The organism is Humibacter antri, from assembly GCF_054777235.1.
In genome coordinates this window covers 25,953-45,265 of sequence record NZ_BAAHAW010000048.1, presented here as the reverse complement: position 1 = coordinate 45,265, position 19,313 = coordinate 25,953, and the positions used below count along the sequence as shown (strand labels likewise).

Genomic DNA, 19,313 nt, shown 5'->3' with positions numbered 1-19,313 from the left:
TCCCCCATGTCCGTCGTCAAGATCAACGCCATCCATGTTCCGGAGGGTCACGGCGCCGACCTCGAGGCACGTTTCGCCGGCCGCAAACACGCGGTGGACCGCCAGCCCGGCTTCGAGAGTTTTCAGCTGCTGCGTCCCGTCAAAGGCGACGACCGCTACTTCGTGGTCACCACGTGGGACACGGAGGAGTCGTTCCGGGTGTGGCGCGACGGTCAGGCAGGCACGCACGGCGGCCCGAACCCCGTCGCCACAGGGGCCGACCTCCTCGAGTTCGAGACCGTCGAACTCTGACAGCACGGCTGAAGGGCCGCAGCCCTTCAGCATGACAGCTACGGGCTCCGCAGAGAGGAGTGGCGCTCGAACGCGTCGGCCGCGGCGTCCGCCTTATCGGGGCGTAGGAGGCCGAGGAGCATCGCATGTTCGTCGGCGATCTTGGCCCAGTCGCCTTGGAACAGCGGGTCGCCGACCGCACGGGACGATCGCAGCGCCGGCTCGATAACGTCCCAGCACTTGACGATCAGCGGGTTGCCACTCGCAGCGCATACGTGCCGGTGGAACGCGAAGTCGAGCACGCGGAAGGCCGCGACATCTTCGATAGCTGCCGCCTCGCGCATGCGCTCGACGATCTCCTCGAGCTCGGTGCGCATGTCGTCGGACAGCTCGCCGGCAGCGAGCCTGGCCGACGTGCGCTCGAGCATGGTGCGGGCGGCGACGGCATGCTCTAGATCGTGTTCCTCTGCGACGGTCACGAAGTGACCGCGACGCGGAATATGCGTGAGCACGCCCTCGTAGGCGAGGCGTTTGACAGCGTCGCGCACCGGAGCCTGGCTGATGCCGAGCCGCTGGGAGAGCTCCAGCTCGACGACGCGGTCGCCGGGTTTCAGCGCTTGTTCCATGACGAGCCGTCGGACCAGGTCGTACACCTGGTCCGATAGGAGATCGCGGCCGAAGTTGTTGCGCTCCGCCTCCAGGCTTCGGCGCAGTGCATCGCGCGAGCCCGTCCCGGAGTTCATGGCGGCGGCATCTGGTGCGCCGGAGAAGGCGTTGGTCTCGGACTGAGAAGCCGAAGTGTTCGACACGGGCATGAGTCTATCTATCGATAATCCAGTAGTTCGCGGTTGACCGGCATCCATTGCCGCGCTAGTTTCATCGATTATACCTTATCGATAGGAGCAAGGATGCTGTCTATTCGTCGTCACCGATTTCGGCGCAGTCCACTGGGATCGCGTCCGCTGCGGCGGCTCGCGACGCTCGGGATCGCTGCGGCCGCCGCTACGGTCCTCGCCCTGCCGGCCGCTGCTGCCGCAACACCGGCGACCGGCACCACGTACTACGTCTCCACGCACGGGAACGACGCCAAGAACGGCCGCACGCCGAACCACGCGTTCGCGAGCATTCAGCGCTGTGCAGACGTGATGGTCGCCGGCGACACCTGTGAGATCGCAGGTGGCACGTATCACGAGACCGTCACACCGAAGGCATCGGGCACAGCAGGCGCCCCGATCACGTATCGTGCGGCACCCGGCGCGACGGTGACCGTGTCCGGCGCGGATCCGGTGACCCACTGGCGGCACGTCAAGCCGACGGACGTGAGTGCGCTGGCGACGTCCGATCCCTACGTCGTCGGCTCCGCCTTCAGCGACGCGGTGAACGCGGGCGAGGTGTACAAGGTGCCGATCGACCTGGGCGACGACGTCAGCCCGGTGCAGGTCTTCACCGACGGATCGATGGACGTCGAGGCGCAGTGGCCGTATCCGGGCACTGACCCGATCCATCCGCTCACGATCGAGCGCGCGCAGGCGGGCAGCAGCGGGGCGACCATCGTCGATCCGGCGCTGACACAGCCGGCCGGCTACTGGAACGGCGCCCGGGTGCTCACCAGCTACTGGTATGCGACTGAGACCGGAACGGTCGTCGATTCGGTGACCGGTTCCCTGACGCTGAACGTGGCACCGGCGTGCGTGCACACCATCGCCCCCGGCCAGACGCGCTACACGCTCGCCGGCCAGATCGCGGAACTGTCGCACAACGGCGAGTGGTACTACGACACGACGGCGAAGCAGCTGTACCTGGTGAGCCAGCGGCCGCCATCGACCCAGCTCATCGAGGCGAAGCGGCGCCAGCTCGGCTTCGATCTCACCGGGGCCAGCGACACGACGGTGCAGGGCATCCACCTGTTCGGCACCTCGATCGCCACGGGTGCCAGCAGCACCGGCGTCGTCCTCGACGGCATCGTCGGACAGTACCTGTCGCAGTACACCGACATCACGCAGGGCGCCACGAACTGCGGCGTGACGGTCAACAGGGGCATCCTCGACAGCGGAATCGTGATCAAGGGCACGGGCAACATCGTGCGCAACAGCACGCTCTCCTTCAGTGCCGGCAATGGCATCGCGCTGCTCGGCAGCGGCAACACGGCGACCGGGAACGTGATCACCGACGTCGACTACGCGGGGACCTACGCGGCGGGCATCGCCGTGCAGGGATCGGGCGAGACCGTGATGCACAACACCATCGCACGGGTGGGTCGCAGCGGTATCAACCTGCAGTGGATCCAACCGACAGGCGGCATCGAGGCGCCCGATCACATCGCGTACAACGACATCTCGGGATATGGCAATCTCAACCTCGACACCGCCGCGATCTACGCGTGCTGTGGGTCGTCGATGCAGGGGACGTCCATCGATCACAACCTGTTGCACGATGCCACTCCCGCCATCGGCACCACCGAGAAGTTCGCGATGGCCGGCGTCTACGCCGACAACGGGCAGAGCGACCTGAACATCGTGGACAACGTGGGTTGGAACAACCCGACGCAGACTGTGATGCTGAACGGGCTCGGCAGCGGGTCGCGCGACAACCTCGTCGCCAACAACACCGGCGGGGTCTACATGATGTACGTGAAGGGTGCGAACCAGTCGACCGGAACCGTGGTGGAGAACAACATCGGCCCGATGGTCGGCACGACGGATGCCACGAACGGCGGCATGATACTGAGGAACAACGTGGGATCGGACGTGGACCCGCTGTTCACCGATCCGGCGCACAACGACTACACGCTGCAGGCGGCCTCGCCCGCCCGGAACGCGGCCATCCCGCTGCCGGGCGTCAACGACGGCTCGACCGATCCGATTCCCAGCCTCGGCGCCTACCAGTACGGCGCTCCACGTTGGACCGCCGGCGCCGGGCGAGACTCCGTGCGATGAGGATCGACGCGCACGTCCACGTGTGGGCTGAAGGGCCCACGGCGCACGACGTGCGCGCAGGAGCGGGGGTGCTCGACCGTCAGGACACGGTCGAGCGCCTCCGGCCTCTCACGGCGACGGCCGGCGTCGACGGGGTCGTTGCCGTGCAGACGATCGGCAGCGAGGCGGAGACCGAGCGGTTGCTCGCGCTCGCCGACGCCGATCCGTTGATTGCCGGCGTGGTGGGGTGGGTCGATCTCGAAGCAGCGGATGTAGCGGCCCGGCTCGACCGCCTGCTTGCGGGAGCGGGAGGTGGATGGCTGGTGGGCATCCGCACGATGCTGTCGGCCGGGGATGACGTCGTGCCGGGGCCGCGCCTGGTCGACGGGATGCGTGCGCTCGCCAACCGAGGGCTCGCTCTCGACCTGCTGCTGAACCCGAGCGGACTGCCGGCTGCGCTCGCCGTCGCGGCCGCGGCGCCGCAGCTGCGTATCGTGGTGGATCACCTTGCCAAGCCGCGCATCGAGACGGACGCGCTGCACGACTGGGCGAGCGGAATGCGGACACTGTCCGAATGCGGGAACGTCGCGGTCAAGCTGTCCGGGCTCCTGACCCAGCTGAGCCACGGGGAGGGGAGCGACGCATTGCTGCCCTGTGTCGGAGTCGCGCTGGATGCATTCGGTGCCCGGCGGGCGATGATCGGCTCGGACTGGCCGCTCTGCGAGCCCGTCGGCGGATACCAGCGGGCGATCGGCTCGATGGAACGCCTCGCCGCCGAATGCACCCGCGACGTCGACCCGCTGCGCGCAGGCACGGCCGTGGAGTGGTATCGGCTCGCGGCTCCTGCGGGAAGGGCCTCATGACCGCGGGGATGATGCGGACGGGTGCGGTGGCCGCGCCGCCCATGCGCGAACAGTTCGGCTTCGATCCGACCCACGGGATGGGTCTGAAGGCGCTGCTGGCCGTGCGAGCGCCCGAGCACGAGCCCCTCGACCTCGACACATTCTGGGCGGGTGTCGCAGGGGAGGCAGCCGACCTCGCCCTCGACCTCCGGCTGGGTCGATGGCGCGCGCTCGAGAGCGGTGCAGACGTGCAGGTGGCCGATGTCGGCTACCGCAGCCTCGACGGCATCCGGATCGGAGGCTGGCTGACACGGCCGCGCGGCACGGTCACTCGCGGCGTGGTCGTCGGGCACGGCTACGGCGGTCGCGACGCTGCCGACCTCGCCGACATCCCGAAGGATGCCGTCGCCTTGTTTCCCGTCGCCCGAGGACTTCCGGCCAGAAGCGAGGTGGACGGCGTCGGGGGCGAGACCGGAATGCACCACGTGCTGTGGGGCATCCGGTCCCCGCGCGGGTACAGCCATGTGGGATCCGCCGTGGACATGTGGCTCGCCGCGCGAGTGCTGCGCGAGCTCTTCCCGCTCATCGGCCGGGTCGATTATCTCGGATCGAGCTTCGGCGGAGGCATCGGCGCGCTCGCCCTGGGGTTCGGCGACTGCTTCGACGCCGGCGTGCTCGAGGTGCCGAGCTTCGGCCACCACGCCTGGCGTGTCGCGGTGCCCAGCACCGGCTCGGCGCAAATCGTCGGCCGGTACGTGCTCGAGCATCCGGAGGCGATGCGCACCCTCGGCTACGTGGATGCCGCCTCGGCGGCCCGCCGCGTTCGCGTGCCCGTGCTCGTGCTGACCGCGCTCGCCGACCCCTCCGTTCCCCCTCCCGGGCAGTTCGCGGTCGCCAACGCCCTCGGTGGTCCGACCCGGGTGCACGTGCCCGCGCACGGCCACTGCGCAGGCGGCGACGGATGCGACGACCCGCTGCGCAGCGCGACCATCGGTGCATTCCTCCAGAGCCTTCCGGTTCGCCCGCAACACACGCCTGCCGGGCCGGCGGACCAGACCTCGCTGACCGCCGCGGAGGGTGCGAACCATGCGTGAACAGACCCTCGAGACCGATCTCACCGTGATCGGAGGCGGCCTCGCCGGAGTGTGCGCGGCCGTCGCTGCAGCACGCCTTGGCAAACGGGTCGCCCTCGTCACCAACCGTCCTGTGCTCGGCGGCAATTCCTCGAGCGAGATCCGGGTGTGGGTCTGCGGCGCGACTGCTCACGGCATGCAGCGCTTCGCGCGAGAGACCGGCATCATGGGTGAGCTGTATCTGGAGAACCAGTACCGCAATCCCGACGGCAACCCCGTGCACTGGGACGAGGTCGTGCTCGACGCGGTGCGGGCCGAGCCGAACATCCTGCTGTTCCTGAACACCGACGTGCACCTGGCGCACGCCATGGGTCCGGATGCTGACCGAACGATCGATCACGTGCGCGGCTGGACCATGGGCTCCGAGCTGTGGACCACGTTCCGCAGCGCGTACTACGTCGACGCGACCGGCGATGGTCTGATCGGCGCTCTCGTCGGCGCACGCTACCGGATCGGGCGTGAGGGGAGGGACGAGTTCGGAGAGAGCTGGGCCCCGCCGCTCGCGGACGGGCAGTTCCTGGGGTCGACCGTCCTCTTCTACACGAGGGATGCCGGGCATCCCGTCGAGTTCGTGGCTCCGGCGTCGGCCAAGGACATCGCCACCACGCCGATCCCCACGACGCGGATCATTCGAAGTGGCGACCGAGGCGCCTACTACTGGTGGATCGAATGGGGTGGCGAGCTCGACATCGTCGCCGATAATGAGCGCATCCGCGACGAGCTCCGCTCGGTCATCTTCGGCATCTGGGAGTACATCAAGAACTCCGGAGAGTTCGACGCGGCGAACCTCGATCTGGAGTGGGTCGGCGCACTGCCGGGCAAGCGGGAATACCGGCGATTCGTGGGCGACTACACGCTCACGCAGAACGATGTCCTCGAGCAGACCGAGTTCGCGGATGCCGTCGCCTTCGGCGGCTGGTCGATCGACCTCCACCCCGTCGAGGGGATGTACGCCACAGCGGCCGGTGCCCACCAGCGATTCTCGCGCGGTGTATACGGTATCCCGCTGCGCAGCTACTACTCGGCGAACGTGAGCAATCTGTTCTTGGCCGGACGGGACATCTCCGCCACTCACATCGCGTTCGGGTCGTCGAGCGTGATGGCTACGTGTGCTGTGGGCGGGGAGGCGGCAGGCACTGCTGCATCGCTCGCGATCGATCTCGAGATGACCCCGCGTGAGCTGGCGGCAGAAGGCGCCGAGCGACTGCGGCAACTGCTGCTGGCGCAGGATGCCTCGGTGATGGGAGTGCGCAACGACGATCCGCTGGACCTGGCCCGTTGCGCCCAAGTGAGCGCATCGAGCCGGCTCCGGTCGCTTGACCCCGGGGGCCCGGGCTCGGACGGCCACGGCCAGCCGGACCGGTTCGAGCAAGCCAGGCTCGAGGACGGCAGGTTCGGGATTGCCGGTGAACTGTTCCCGCTGGAGCACGACCTGGGCATCCTCATTCCGGTCGATCCGGAACTGAGTGGACTCCGCGTGCTGCTGGCCGCCGGACGTGACACGACGCTTCACGCCTCGCTGTACACCACCGGTATGCGGCAGAACGCCGTCCCGGTGGATCGTGTCGGCACCATCTCGGTGATGGTGAGGGCATCGACGACTGCGAGCTGGGTCGACCTCCCCCTCGAATGGAGGCCAGGTGAGGCCGAGAACGTCGTCGTCGTGATGCGCGAGAACCCCGACATCCATGTCGTGCTCACGGATCGACCGGCTCCCGGGGTGCTGCTTCTCTCACATCGCCCCGAGAACGATGGCGATGCGAACGTCGCCTTCGACGAGGCGGACGTGCTCGTGCAGTGGCCGGCGCACATCCTGCGTGGTCGCGGGCTCCGACTGGAGGCGAACCCGCCGACCGACGCGTTCTCGGCGAACAAGGCGGCGGGCGGATACCACCGACCTTATGGGGGTCCGCAGATGTGGATCTCCCGGCCCATCAGTGCCGGTCGGCCGGAGTGGCTCGAGGTGCGGTTCGAGGAGCCGACGACGGTGCGCGAGGTGCGGTTGGTGTTCGACGATGACGTGGATGTCGAACTCAACACGCTGCACCACCACCGCACGCCGCATCGCGTATTCCCCACACTCGTGCGCGACTACCGGCTGGAACTGTTCGTCGCCGGTGAGTGGCGTCTCGCCGAGGAGGTCACTGCCAATCGTCGACGGCACCGCGTCCACACTCTTCCGGTGCATCCGGAGACGGAGGCGCTGCGCGTGCTGGTGACGGCCACGAACGGCGATCCATCCGCGCGGATCGTGAGTCTACGGATCTACTGACGGTCGTCGCGATCGCGAGCCGACCGGCAACCCCCGTGCGCTCATGGTCGTGCTCGCCAGTGGTGTTTGAACTGCAGAAGCGGCTCCAAAGCGACTGTCTTGGAGCCGCTTCTGCAGTCCAAACTCCTTTCGACGTAGCTAGGAGTTCAGCACCGACTCGATGAGCCCGGGGAACCGTTCGTCGAGCTCTGCCCTGCGCAGCAGGATGTCGTGCTGCCGCCCGTTCACGATCGTACGGGTGAGCCCGGCCTCACGCAGGGTCTTGAAGTGGTGCGACAGCGTGGACTTCTGCACATCGAAGTCCCACAACTGGACGGTCTTCGGTCGGGGTTCTCCATCGGCGAGACGCCGAACGACCTCCAGGCGGATCGGGTCGGCGAGAGCTCGAAGCACGTCGACGAGTTGCACTTCGGCCAGATCGGGAACGGGGTAGGCGACGGGGTCGGATGGATCGGCTGCGACGGGATCGGACGGATCGGCCGCGCCGGGGTCTTCGCTCACGACTCCTCCGGAAAATAGTTTGACGAACATCGAACTAACGATTACCTTGACCGTATGACCGTTATCGAACAATCGTACCGCGGTTCCACGATCAAGCTCCTTCTGCTCGCCCTCGGCCTGTTCGCGGTGGGCACGAACGCGTTCGTGATCGCTGGACTGCTGCCGCGCATCGCGCGAGACCTCGACGCGAGCCAGGCATCCGTCAGCTACACGATCACGCTCTACGCACTGGTTGTCGCAGTGGCGTCACCGGCCGTTTCGATCGGGTTGTCTCGCGTGCCGCGGTGGGCGTTGATGGCATCCGGTGCCCTTCTCTTCGCGGTCGGCACAGTCATCGCGGCCCTGAGCACCTCGCTGGCCGAGTTCGGTGTCGGCCGCGTGATCGCGGCGCTCGGGGGCGCTGCACTCGTGCCGACCGCGACGGCCGTTGCGGCGACGATCGTGCCCGTGGACCGACGCGGCCGCGCGCTGGCCATCGTCGGTGCCGGCTTCATCGTCTCCGTCGCCGTCGGATCGCCGCTCGGCACCGAGCTCGGCACGCTCTACGGCTGGCGCATGCCCATGTGGTGCCTCGTGGTCATCGGCGTGCTGGTCGCCGTGGCGATCGTGCCGATGTTCCGCGGCGTGCCGCACTCCGCAGCGGTGTCGCTTCGGCAGAGGCTGCGCCCGCTGGCGGATGCCCGTGTGCTCGCCACACTCGGAACCGCCCTCTTCGTGACCGCCGGCTTCAATGTGGTGTATATCTTCTCGGCCGAGGTGACATCGGCCGCGACGGGCGGATCCGGCGAGTCGCTGGCTGTGCTGCTGGCCGCGTACGGTGTGGCGGGCATCGTCGGCAACGCGTTCGCCGGTCGGATGACGGACCGGTTCGGCAGTCGCTCGAGTGCGGCGGTGGCGATCACCGTGCAGATCGTCGCACTTCTGGCACTCGCCGTGCTCGCGTGGTCGTTCGCCGCATCCATCGTCGTATTCGTTCTGTGGGGCGCCGTCGTGTCGGCGATGATCATCCCCGTGCAGCATCGACTCGTGAGCATCGAACCGGCACACGCGCAGCAGACGATGGCCTGGTACTCCACGGCGATGTATCTCGGCATCTCCATTGCGCCGCCGCTCGGCAACGGGTCGCTCGCGCTCGGCGGACCATGGCTGGTGCCGGTGACCGGTGCGGTCGTGAGCGCGATCGCACTCACGCTGTTCCTGGTGGGGTTCCATTCCCGCCGCGTGGCCACGCGCAACGACGTCGTACCGGTCGCGACCGCCGGCGTCGAGACCGTGTGACCGCCGGTAAGGGTGCACAGGGCGGATTCTCCGGACGCGACGCGCTCGCCGGTGTCGGCGGCGTGCACGGCGACCGATCGCGACCATGTGCTCGGTCGACTGCGCGCCTGGCGAGGACCGGCACGCAAGTGAACTCAGTGCAGGCTGAACTCGCTGCAGGCTGGACTCAGTGCAGACTGAACTCAGTGCAGGCTGACCTTCTTCGGCAGCGCGAAAACCAGCAGGAACGCCGCGACGGCGAACACCGCGCTCGTCAGCATGGCGAGCGCGGCGCCGTTGCCGAAAGCGACCGCGAGTCCGTGGTCGACGTACTGCTGGATCGCGTGCGTGATGGCATCCGCTCCGCCCGCCGCATGCTGCTGGGCGATCTCGGCAGCCTTCGCGGTGCTCGGCGCGAACGATCCGGGCAGCTGACCGAACAGGATGCTGCCGATCACCGCGATGCCGATGGCCGAGCCGACGCGCTGCATGGTCTGGATGACCCCGGCGGCCGCCCCGGCTTCAGTGTTGTCGACGGTCGCGACGATGAACCGTGCGTTCGGCGCCACGAACAGGCCACTGCCGAAGCCGGCGACGAACAGGGGCGGCAGCAGATCCCAGTTGACAAGGTCTTCGGTCGGCTCAAGCCAGATTATGAGCCACAGCGTGATGAGTCCGAGCGCGACGAGCCCGGTGCCGAGACTGAGCACGTTGCGTCCCAGGCGCCGTGCGAACCGGTCGCTGAGGGGTGCGCCGATGATGCTCCCGATCGAGAACGGCAGTGAGACGAGACCCGACTCGAGCGCGGTGTGCTGCAGTCCGGCCTGCCAGAGCAGCGAGATCGTGAAGAAGATGCTCGTGAACGCCGCGAAGTAGACGAACGCGAGCAGCACACCGCCGGTGAACTGCGGATGCGAGAACAGGTGCGGCGGCACCAACGGCTCCGTCTTCGTGGTGGCGACGTGCCGTTCCCAGAACGCGAACAGCACGAGCAGCACGACGCCGCCGGCCAGACTGAGCCAGGTCCAGAGCGGCCATCCCTGGTCCTCGCCCTCGATCAGCGGAACGAGCAGAGCGACGAGGCCGGCGATCGCGAGAAGCAGGCCGATGGCATCCGTCGACAGCCGCCTGCCCTCTGCGCCTCGTGGCACGAAGAGCACTGCGGCGATGACGGTGAGCACGCCGATCGGGGCGTTCACGAAGAAGATCGAGCGCCATCCTTCCTTCTCGCCGAACGCTTGGATGAGCAGCCCGCCGGTCAGCGGTCCGAGCGCCGTGGAGATGCCGATCACCGCACCCATCACGCCGAACGCCTTGCCGCGCACGAGCGGCGGGAACATGAGCTGGATGAGGGATGCCACCGCCGGCACATAGATGCCGCCGCCGACGCCCTGCACCACCCTGGCGATGACGAGCTCCGTGCTCGACTGCGCGAGTCCGCACCACACGCTCGCGAGCGTGAAGACGCTGACGCCGACGACGAAGATCCACTTGTGGCCGAACCGGTCGCCGAACCGTCCGGCGGGGATGAGCAGCAGACCGAACGCCAGAGCGTAGCCGGAGATCACCCACGAGAGCGTCGCCTCGTTCGCGTTCAGGCTCGTTCGGATGGTCTGCAGCGCGACGTTCACGATGCTCGTGTCGAGCAGTGCCATGAACATCCCGGCGAGCAGCACGATGAGCGCCCACCACGCCCGCCGGCTCACGGTCGTGGCTGCGGGGTCGGGGGAGAGGGAGAACGATGGTGCGGCGCTGCCGGATGCCCGATGCCGCGCCGTTCTATCGCTCACGGGACAAGTGGACCACGCCGGCCCGCCCACCGCACCGACCTCCCGCGCCCGACAAATGGTTCATGTCGCGAAGTCGGCCCATATCGGGCACCACAAGGGGCCGACTTCGCGACGTGTACGGCGATGGCGCTGGCGGGAATACCGTCTAACGATATATCGTTGATAGTCGCGACCACGAGGAGTAGGCGGACAACGAGGAGCAGGCGTATGAGTGGAATGAGACCTGGCGGCGGTCCGCCCGGCGGCCATGGTGGCGGCCACGGTGGTGGCGGTCATGGCGGCGGTGCGCGCGGCGACATCGCTGCGCAGAAGGTGAGGAACGCACAGGCCCCGCGGATCCCGCACCTGATGCGACGCATCGCGGCGCTGTTCGCGCCCCATAAGGTCGCGCTGTCGGTGACTGTGGTGCTCGTTCTGGTCGGTGCGGCGCTTTCGGTGGTGCCACCGCTTCTCACGCAGCGGGTGTTCGACGACGGCTTGTTCCCCAAGGCGGGGCATCCGGATGTCGGCGTGACGACCGTACTGGTCGTCACGATCATCGTCGTCTACCTGGCCTCGAGCGGGCTCGGCGTGTGGCAGACCTTTCTCACAGCCACCGTCGGAAACAAGGTGATGGGCGCGCTGCGCGTGAAGCTGTTCCGGCACCTGCAGTCCGTGGAGCTGAACTTCTTCACGCGCACCAAGACGGGCGTCATCCAGTCACGACTGCAGAACGACGTAGGCGGTGTCGCCGGTGTTCTCTCCAACACCGTCTCGAGCGTGCTCGGCAACATCGTGACAGTGATCGCGGCGTTCGTGGCGATGCTGCTGCTCAACTGGCAGCTCACATTGATCGCCGTGGTGCTGATGCCGTTCCTGGTGGTCGCCCAGCGGCGGGTGGGGCAGGTGCGTGCCCGCATCGCGACGGCGACCCAGGAGTCGCTTTCGGATATGACGGCCATCACGCAGGAGACGCTGAGCGTCTCGGGCATCCTGCTCTCGAAGAGCTTCAACCGTCAGCGGTTCGAGACCGCGCGGTACTCGGCCGAGAACGCGACGCAGGTCGGGCTCCAGGTCAAGGAGACGATGAGCGGACAGTGGTTCTTCGCGATGGTGCACATCTTTCTGTCGTCGATCCCCGCGATCGTCTACCTCGTCTCGGCCTGGTTGCTGGTCGGCGGATCCACCGACATCAGCCCGGGCACCATCGTCGCGTTCACGACGGTGCAGGCCAGGCTGCTGTTCCCGCTGATGGCCATCATGCAGACGGCGCTGAACCTGCAGACATCCAGTGCGCTCTTCGCCCGCATCTTCGAGTACCTCGACCTGAAACCGGCCATCCAGGACCGTTCAGATGCGGTGGCGATCCCGGCAGGCGACGCGGTCGGTGAGATCGAGTTCCGCGACGTCACCTTCCGTTATCCGGATGCCCGACCCGGCGAGCACCCGACGCTCGACGACGTGTCGTTCACGATTCTGCCCGGCCAGTTCGCGGCCTTCGTCGGGGCGAGCGGGGCGGGGAAGACGACGGTCTCCTATCTCGTTCCGAGGCTCTATGAGGCGTCGGGCGGCGCCGTGCTGTTCGCCGGAAAGGATGTTCGCGACCTGCAGCACGACTCTCTGATCGATCACATCGGGATCGTGAGCCAGGAGACCTATCTCTTTCATGCCACGATCGGGGAGAACCTCCGGTACGCGGCACCGGATGCCACGCAGGGGCAGGTGGAGGCGGCGGCCCGCGCTGCGAACATCCATGACACGATCGCCGGGTTCCCCGACGGCTACGACACGGTCGTGGGCGAGCGCGGCTACCGGCTCTCCGGCGGCGAGAAGCAGCGCATCGCGATCGCTCGCGTGCTGCTGAAGAACCCGGAGGTGCTCATCCTCGATGAGGCCACCAGCGCCCTCGACACCATCTCCGAGCGCATCGTGCAGCAGGCACTCGACTCCGCCTCGCACGGCCGCACCACGATCGCCATCGCCCACAGGCTCTCCACGATCGTCGGCGCCGATGTCATCTTCGTCATCGACAAGGGGCGAGTCGTGGAGAGCGGCAGCCACGCAGACCTCCTGGCGCTCGACGGCGAGTACGCACGGCTGTACGACGAGCAGGCACGGGTGACGACGCCGGTGTAGCCGCCTCGCGCGACTGCCCTACGGGTGCGCTCGTCGCTGAGCGTGCGCCTGGGTGGGCGTGCTCGCGCGGCTGTCAGCGGTTATGCCTAGCGTGATGCGCATGATCGGAACATTCGACGTGTTGGCCATCGACTGCCCCGACCCTCGCGCGCCCGCACCGTTCTATGCGGAACTGCTGGGCATGCAGGTGGTCTCCGACGACCCGGATTGGGTCGAGCTCGCCTCGGAGTCGAGGCCGCGTCCACTCATCGCCTTCCAGAGGGTGGACCAGGAGTACCGACCGCCGCAGTGGCCAGGGCAGAACGTGCCGCAGCAGCTGCACATCGACGTGAAGGTCGACGATCTGGATGCCGCCGAGCAACAGGTGCTCGCCCTCGGCGCCCGGAAGGCAGGCTACGACAAGGAGACGTTCCGGGTGTATCTCGATCCGGTGGGGCATCCGTTCTGCCTGATCAAGCCGAACGACTGACCTGATTGTCGCTGGTTGAGCCCGTCGAAACCAGCCGTCGTGCCGTGAGGGCAGGTTTCGACGGGCTCAACCAGCGGTAGGCGGTTTCGACCCTTCGACCCTTCGACAGGCTCAGGGCAGGCCAAGCTCAACCCGCGGTCACGCCTCACACCTGCGTCTCGATCGCGATACGCACGGTGTCGCCTACGTCGACGCCCTCGCGCATGCGAACCGCCTTCTTGATCGCGAGTACAAACGTGCCGTCGCCCTCGGGGAAGATCGACGTCGACCACCTGGACGACCCGAGCGTCGCCTCCACCTTCACCGAGTTGAACCCAGCCGGCGGGTGCGGCGCGTCGTGGATCTCCTCCGAGACATCCAGCGGCAGCCGCGCGAACACCCACAGCTCGCGGCGGGCCTCCCACGGGAACAGCGTCGAGGTGAACTCGTACCTGATGCCCGCCATGGGTTACAGCGTAGGACCCGCCGCCACCGCTGCTTCCCGACGCGTCACTGCCGTGCTGATTGCGCCAGGTCTCGCTGATTGCGCCAGGTCTGATTGCGCCATGTCTCGCTGATTGCGCCACCTTTTCCGGCGCAATCACCGGGAACTGGCGCAATTGCGTAGAGGGGACGCCGCCGGGGCGGTAGGTGTCAGCGCACGTAGCGGTCCGCGACCGTGAGCGCCGCGTCGTAGGCATCCAGTCCGCGGCGCAGCTCGTCCTCCGTGATGACCAGCGGCGGCGCGATGTGCATGCGGTTGAAGTGCGTGAACGGCCACACGCCGGCCGCCTTGCACGCTGCGGCGACCTCGCCCATCGGTGCCGCGTCTGCACCCGAAGCGTTGAACGGCACCAGCGGCTCCCGCGTCTCCCGATCCCGCACCAGTTCGAGCGCCCAGAACAGCCCGCGCCCGCGCACCTCGCCGAGCGAGGGATGCGTGTCGAGCCACGCCGTTATCGTCGGCTCGATCACCCGCGATCCGAGGTCGCGCACGTGCTGCAGGATGCCGTCCCGCGCGAACACCTCGAACGTCGCGACTCCCGCGGCGCACGCCAGCGGATGCCCCGAGTACGTCAGTCCGCCCGGGAACGAGACGTCGTCGAAGAAGTGCGCAATGGCATCCGAGATCACGACACCGCCGAGCGGCACGTAACCGGAATTGACGCCCTTCGCGAAAGTGATCAGGTCGGGGACGACGCCGTAGGCATCCACCGCGAACCACTCGCCGACGCGGCCGAAGCCCACCATCACCTCGTCGGCGATGAACACGATGCCGTACCGGTCGCACAGCTCACGCACGCCCTGCAGGTAGCCCGGCGGCGGCACGAGCACGCCGTTGGTGCCCACGATCGTCTCGATCAGGATCGCGGCGATGGTCTGCGGACCCTCGAGAGCGATCACCTGCTCGAGGTGTTCGAGCGCGCGGGTGCCCTCCTCCTCGATGGATGCCGCGTGGAACGCCGATCGGTACGCGTACGGGCCGAAGAAGTGAGCCACCGATCCGTCGGCCGGCTCGTTCGCCCAGCGCCGCGGGTCTCCGGTCAGCGCGATCGCGGTCGACGTGTTGCCGTGGTACGAGCGGTACATCGACAGCACCTTGCGGCGACCTGTGTAGCGACGCGCCATGCGCACGGCGTTCTCGTTGGCATCCGCCCCGCCGTTGGTGAAGAACACGTGATTCAGGTCGCCTGGCGTCACCTCGGCGATGCGTCGGGCGAGCTCGCCGCGCACATCGTTGGCCATCGCAGGCTGGATGGTCGCCATGCGGCCGGCCTGCTCCTGGATGGCGCGCACGAGATCCGGATGCTGGTGCCCGAGATTCAGGTTGATCAACTGCGAGCTGAAGTCGAGGTACGCGTTGCCGTCGTAGTCCCAGAACGTGGAACCCGCGCCGACCGCGATCGGCAGCGGGTTGATCTGGGCCTGTGCGCTCCAGGAGTGGAACACGTGCGCGCGGTCGTCGGCGCGCACCCGCTGCTCCTCCGCCTGGTCGCCGAACGAATGGAGCGCGCCTGTGCGGTCGGTGTACGCTGTGCGGTCGCTGTACCCGGTGCGGGTGTCGATCTCAGTGGTGGTCATGGTGAGCTTCTTCCGGATCTCGTACCGAGGGTTGAGCCTGTCGAAACCCGCGCTGTCCTGGTTTCGACAAGCTCGACCAGCGGTGTGGCGGATGTCTAGTGGTTGCCGGGGAATGCCAGCTCGACGCGCGACTGCAACGCTTCAGGCCATCGTGACGTGACCACCTTGGAGCGCGTGTAGAAGTGGAACGACTCCGGCCCGTAGATGTGCGAGTCGCCGAACAACGAATCCTTCCAGCCGCCGAACGAGAACGATCCGACCGGAACCGGGATCGGCACGTTCACGCCGATCATCCCGACCTCGATGCGGAACTCGAATTCACGTGCCGTCCCGCCGTCGCGGGTGAAGATCGCCACGCCGTTGCCGTACGGGTTCGCGTTGATGACGTCGATCGCGTCGTCGAGGGTGTCGACGCGCACCACGGAGAGCACCGGCCCGAAGATCTCGTCACGATACGTGCTCGACCCCAGCTCCACGTTGTCGAGCAGGGTGGCTCCGATGAAGAAGCCATCGCCGTCGAACTGCTTCTGTGAGCCGTCGACGACGACCGTCGCACCCTCGGCGGCCGCACCGGTCACGTACGACAGCACCTTCTCGCGGTGCTGCGCGGTGACGAGCGGTCCCATGCCGGTGGCGGCATCCGTTCCGTCGCCGATCACGAGATCGTCGATGCGCTTCTGGATGGCGGGGATCAGCTTGTCGCCGGCGTCGCCCACCGCCACGAGCACACTGACGGCCATGCATCGTTCGCCGGCAGAACCGTAGGCGGCGGACACGGCGGCATCCGCGGCGGCGTTGAGATCGGCATCCGGCATCACGACCATGTGGTTCTTCGCGCCGCCGAGTGCCTGCACCCGCTTGCCGTTCGCGGATGCCCGCTGGTAGATCGACTTCGCGATCGGCGTGGACCCGACGAAGCTGATCGCGGCGACATCGGGCGAGTCGAGCAGGGCATCCACGGCCGTCTTATCGCCGTGCAGCACGTTCAGCACGCCCGCCGGCAGCCCCGCCTGGAGGAACAGCTTCGCCAGCAGAACGGCGACGGACGGGTCCTTCTCGCTCGGCTTGAGCACCACGGTGTTGCCGCACGCGATCGCGCTGGCGACCATCCAGAGCGGCACCATCAGGGGAAAGTTGAACGGTGTGATGCAACCGACCACCCCGACCGGCTGCTTGACGCTGTGCACGTCGACGCCGGTGGAGATCTGCTCGCTGTAGTCGCCCTTGAGATGCTGGATGAGACCGGATGCGAACTCCACGTTCTCGAGCCCGCGCGCGATCTCGCCCGCGGCATCCGACAGCACTTTGCCGTGCTCGCTCGTGATGGCTGCGGCGAGCTCGTCACGATGCTCGGAGAGCAGGTGGCGCAGGCGGAACAGCACGTCGGCGCGTTTCGTCAGGCTCGTCGCACGCCACCGGGGCAGTGCGGCCTTGGCGGCGGCGATAGCGGCAGCAGCATCCGCTTCGCTCGCCATCAGCACCTGATGCTGCACCGCACCGGTGGCGGGATTGAAGACGTCTCCGGTGCGCTCGGGCTCGCCGTATTCGGCGCCGTCGACGAGATGGCGGATCAGGGCCATGGCGGGTCCTTTCATTTCTTGCGGGGGATTTCTCTCAAGGCTCAGCTTCGCGCTCCGGCGATCGCGTGACGGTGATCCGGACGAATTGACGCCCGAGCACGTTATCCTTAGTGCTCCCATGTTCACAGAGAAGTGGATTCGATAGCGGTGCCAGAACGTCACAGCTTCGTAGACGGTCGCACAGATCGTCCGAGTGTTGAAGAACGCGGTGTCAGAGAACACAGTGTTGAAGAACCCGGTGCTGAAGAACACGGTGTAGAAGAGCACGCTGTCGAAGGACGCAGTGCGGAAAAGCACGGTGCGGAGGCGCGCGGGGGAGATGGCCACGCGGCGCCGCCTCCGATAGATCTGGAGCGCACTGCCAGGCGCCAGGCCGTGTCGCGGCAGGCGGTGCTGCCGAGCATCCGGGAGGTGCTCCGCCTGGAGGAGGTCGTGACGGCCGTGCCCGAGGTGCTCATCGGCGAAGACGCCCTCGACCGTGCGGTGCGCTGGGTGCACGTGAGTGAGACGGCCGATGTGACGCATCTCGTCAAGGGCGGTGAGCTCATCCTCTCCACGGGCGTGGGATGGCCGACGGATGCCGCAGCGCAGCGCGTCTTCGCGTCGCGGCTCGTCGACGCCGCCATCGTCGGCGTGGTGCTCGAGCTCGGCCACCGCTTCGCGGAGCCGCCGAAGGCGTTCACCGAGGCTGCAGCACGTCTCGAGCTGCCGTTCATCGTCTTGCATCGCGAGGCGCGCTTCGTGGCGATCACGGAAGCGGTGCACTCACGGGTGATCGCCGACCAGATGGCCGCCCTGAAGGCGCGGGACGAGATCCACGCACTGTTCACCCAGCTCAGCCTTCGCGGCAGCCCGGCCGATTACATCGTCGCCCAGGTCGCCCGCGTGCTGAGCGCACCGACGGTGCTGGAAGACCTCACGCACCGGGTGATCGCGGTGGAGGCGATGGGCGATGACACGCGCGTGCTCCGTGACTGGGAACAGCGGTCGCGGGATGCCCACGACCGGGCCTCGGACGCCGCCGCGGGTGGAGCGCTCCTCGGCGCGGACGACTGGACCATCGTGCCCGTCGAGGCGCGCGGCATCCGCTGGGGGTACCTTGTGGCGCTGCCCGGGCGCCCGCATCTGGCCGGCCGCACGAACGTGCTCGAGCAGGCCGCGATCGCGCTCGCCCTCGGACGCCTCGCCGACCGCGGAGCCGACGAGTGGACCCGTACCAGCCACGAACGCATCGTCGCCGCCCTGCTGGGCCGTCGATTCGCCGGCGAGGCGTCGTTCGCCGACCGGCTCGAGGCGAGCGGCGTGCCGGTCACCGGTCGAACGCTGGTCGGCATCGCCGTCAGGGTGCGGGGGACCGGGCAGGGTGCAGCAGCGGCCGCCTCTGCGGTGCGCGAACTCGGTGTGCCGGCAATCACGGCGGCGCATCCGTCGATGGATGCCGGCACCAGCGTCATCATCGCGTCCCTGCCGTCGCAGGGCAGGTTGTCCGACCAGGTGCTCTCGTCGTTCGCCGGTGCGGTTGCGAAGGCGGCTGACGCCCAGCCCGCCGACGTGACCGTGGCGATCGGAGCGGATGCCGACGGCGTGCCCGGGCTGCTGGCATCCGTCGAGCAGGCGACCGAGTTGCTGACCCCGCGCGACGACCACAAGCGCCGTGGACCCCTCATCGTGCGGGTCGAGGACCGGCCGCTGCTGCGCCTGCTGAACTCGTTCGGCAGCGATCCGCGGCTGCAGGCGCACAGCGAACGGATGCTCGCCCCGCTGATCGAGCACGACCTGCGTCGCGGAGGCGACCTGCTCGACGTGTTGACGGCGTATCTGGCGTACCCGGGCAACCGCACGCGTGCAGCGACCGCGAGCCACCTGTCGCGGTCGGTGTTCTACCAGCGCATCGCCCTGATCGAGGATCTACTGGGCGTCTCGCTCGACGACGGCGAGGTCGTCAGCGCGTTGCACGCCGCTGTGCTCGCTCGGCGCACCGGGCACTGAGGTTCGCCCGGCACTGAGGCTCGCCGGGCACTGAGGTTCACCTGGCACTGAGGCTCACCTGGCAGCAGCTTCGAGGTTGACCGGCCACTCAGGTTCACCGGGCAGCAGCTTCGAGGTGC

At 67.7% G+C, this 19,313-nt stretch carries 15 protein-coding genes; 9 read left to right on the top strand and 6 right to left on the bottom strand.

Going from position 1 to position 19,313, the window contains the following annotated elements; translation table 11 throughout:
• Positions 1-6 precede the first annotated feature (6 nt).
• The gene (locus tag ACYVDK_RS17195; protein ID WP_460524021.1) at positions 7-291 is read left to right on the top strand and encodes an antibiotic biosynthesis monooxygenase family protein; all 285 of its coding nucleotides are present in this window, start codon (positions 7-9) and stop codon (positions 289-291) included.
• Between the two features lie 38 nt (positions 292-329).
• Here the strand turns inward: ACYVDK_RS17195 and ACYVDK_RS17190 are convergent, their stop codons facing one another.
• Positions 330-1,079: a GntR family transcriptional regulator gene (locus ACYVDK_RS17190; RefSeq protein WP_460524019.1), complete on the bottom strand. Its 750-nt coding sequence runs from the start codon at positions 1,077-1,079 to the stop codon at positions 330-332.
• Positions 1,080-1,178: 99 nt separating this feature from the next.
• Between ACYVDK_RS17190 and ACYVDK_RS17185 the strand changes: the two genes are divergently transcribed.
• From ACYVDK_RS17185 to ACYVDK_RS17170, 4 genes are read left to right on the top strand one after another with little or no spacing between them, the layout of a single operon-like run.
• Positions 1,179-3,206, top strand: a complete 2,028-nt coding sequence (locus ACYVDK_RS17185; protein ID WP_460524017.1) for a right-handed parallel beta-helix repeat-containing protein — start codon at positions 1,179-1,181, stop codon at positions 3,204-3,206.
• Entirely contained in the window at positions 3,203-4,048 is an 846-nt protein-coding gene (locus ACYVDK_RS17180) for an amidohydrolase family protein (protein ID WP_460524015.1), read from the top strand. The genes ACYVDK_RS17185 and ACYVDK_RS17180 overlap by 4 nt, the downstream gene beginning before the upstream one ends.
• Positions 4,045-5,121, top strand: coding sequence for an acetylxylan esterase (locus tag ACYVDK_RS17175; RefSeq protein ID WP_460524013.1), 1,077 nt, complete (start codon positions 4,045-4,047; stop codon positions 5,119-5,121). The genes ACYVDK_RS17180 and ACYVDK_RS17175 overlap by 4 nt, the downstream gene beginning before the upstream one ends.
• Positions 5,114-7,432 carry an FAD-dependent oxidoreductase gene (locus ACYVDK_RS17170; protein ID WP_460524011.1) on the top strand — a complete coding sequence of 773 codons (2,319 nt, stop codon included), beginning with the start codon at positions 5,114-5,116 and terminating at the stop codon, positions 7,430-7,432. The genes ACYVDK_RS17175 and ACYVDK_RS17170 overlap by 8 nt, the downstream gene beginning before the upstream one ends.
• A 138-nt stretch (positions 7,433-7,570) precedes the next feature.
• On the opposite strand, the gene ACYVDK_RS17165 is transcribed toward ACYVDK_RS17170, so the two are convergent.
• A complete protein-coding gene (locus ACYVDK_RS17165; RefSeq protein WP_460524009.1) occupies positions 7,571-7,933 on the bottom strand; it encodes an ArsR/SmtB family transcription factor in 363 nt (120 codons plus the stop codon).
• Positions 7,934-7,987: 54 nt separating this feature from the next.
• Here ACYVDK_RS17165 and ACYVDK_RS17160 point away from each other — a divergent pair, with 54 nt between their 5' ends.
• Entirely contained in the window at positions 7,988-9,211 is a 1,224-nt protein-coding gene (locus ACYVDK_RS17160) for an MFS transporter (protein WP_460524007.1), read from the top strand.
• A 182-nt stretch (positions 9,212-9,393) separates the two neighbouring features.
• Here the strand turns inward: ACYVDK_RS17160 and ACYVDK_RS17155 are convergent, their stop codons facing one another.
• Positions 9,394-10,980, bottom strand: coding sequence for an MFS transporter (locus ACYVDK_RS17155; RefSeq protein WP_460524005.1), 1,587 nt, complete (start codon positions 10,978-10,980; stop codon positions 9,394-9,396).
• A gap of 207 nt (positions 10,981-11,187) precedes the next feature.
• On the opposite strand from ACYVDK_RS17155, the gene ACYVDK_RS17150 reads away from it, so the two are divergent.
• Together ACYVDK_RS17150 and ACYVDK_RS17145 are read left to right on the top strand one after the other, a co-directional pair.
• A complete protein-coding gene (locus ACYVDK_RS17150) occupies positions 11,188-13,095 on the top strand; it encodes an ABC transporter ATP-binding protein (RefSeq protein WP_460524003.1) in 1,908 nt (635 codons plus the stop codon).
• Positions 13,096-13,195: 100 nt separating this feature from the next.
• Complete coding sequence (locus tag ACYVDK_RS17145; protein WP_460524001.1) at positions 13,196-13,564, top strand: VOC family protein; 369 nt, start codon at positions 13,196-13,198, stop codon at positions 13,562-13,564.
• A 145-nt stretch (positions 13,565-13,709) separates the two neighbouring features.
• Here the strand turns inward: ACYVDK_RS17145 and ACYVDK_RS17140 are convergent, their stop codons facing one another.
• The 3 genes from ACYVDK_RS17140 to ACYVDK_RS17130 form a co-directional block, all read right to left on the bottom strand.
• The gene (locus ACYVDK_RS17140) at positions 13,710-14,009 is read right to left on the bottom strand and encodes a DUF1905 domain-containing protein (RefSeq protein ID WP_460523999.1); all 300 of its coding nucleotides are present in this window, start codon (positions 14,007-14,009) and stop codon (positions 13,710-13,712) included.
• Between the two features lie 188 nt (positions 14,010-14,197).
• Complete coding sequence (locus ACYVDK_RS17135) at positions 14,198-15,625, bottom strand: aspartate aminotransferase family protein (protein WP_460523997.1); 1,428 nt, start codon at positions 15,623-15,625, stop codon at positions 14,198-14,200.
• Positions 15,626-15,720: 95 nt separating this feature from the next.
• On the bottom strand, positions 15,721-17,205 hold the full coding sequence (locus tag ACYVDK_RS17130) for a CoA-acylating methylmalonate-semialdehyde dehydrogenase (RefSeq protein WP_460523995.1): 1,485 nt from the start codon (positions 17,203-17,205) through the stop codon (positions 15,721-15,723).
• 375 nt (positions 17,206-17,580) lie between these two features.
• Between ACYVDK_RS17130 and ACYVDK_RS17125 the strand changes: the two genes are divergently transcribed.
• Positions 17,581-19,194: a PucR family transcriptional regulator gene (locus ACYVDK_RS17125; protein WP_460523993.1), complete on the top strand. Its 1,614-nt coding sequence runs from the start codon at positions 17,581-17,583 to the stop codon at positions 19,192-19,194.
• Positions 19,195-19,313: the final 119 nt, after the last annotated feature.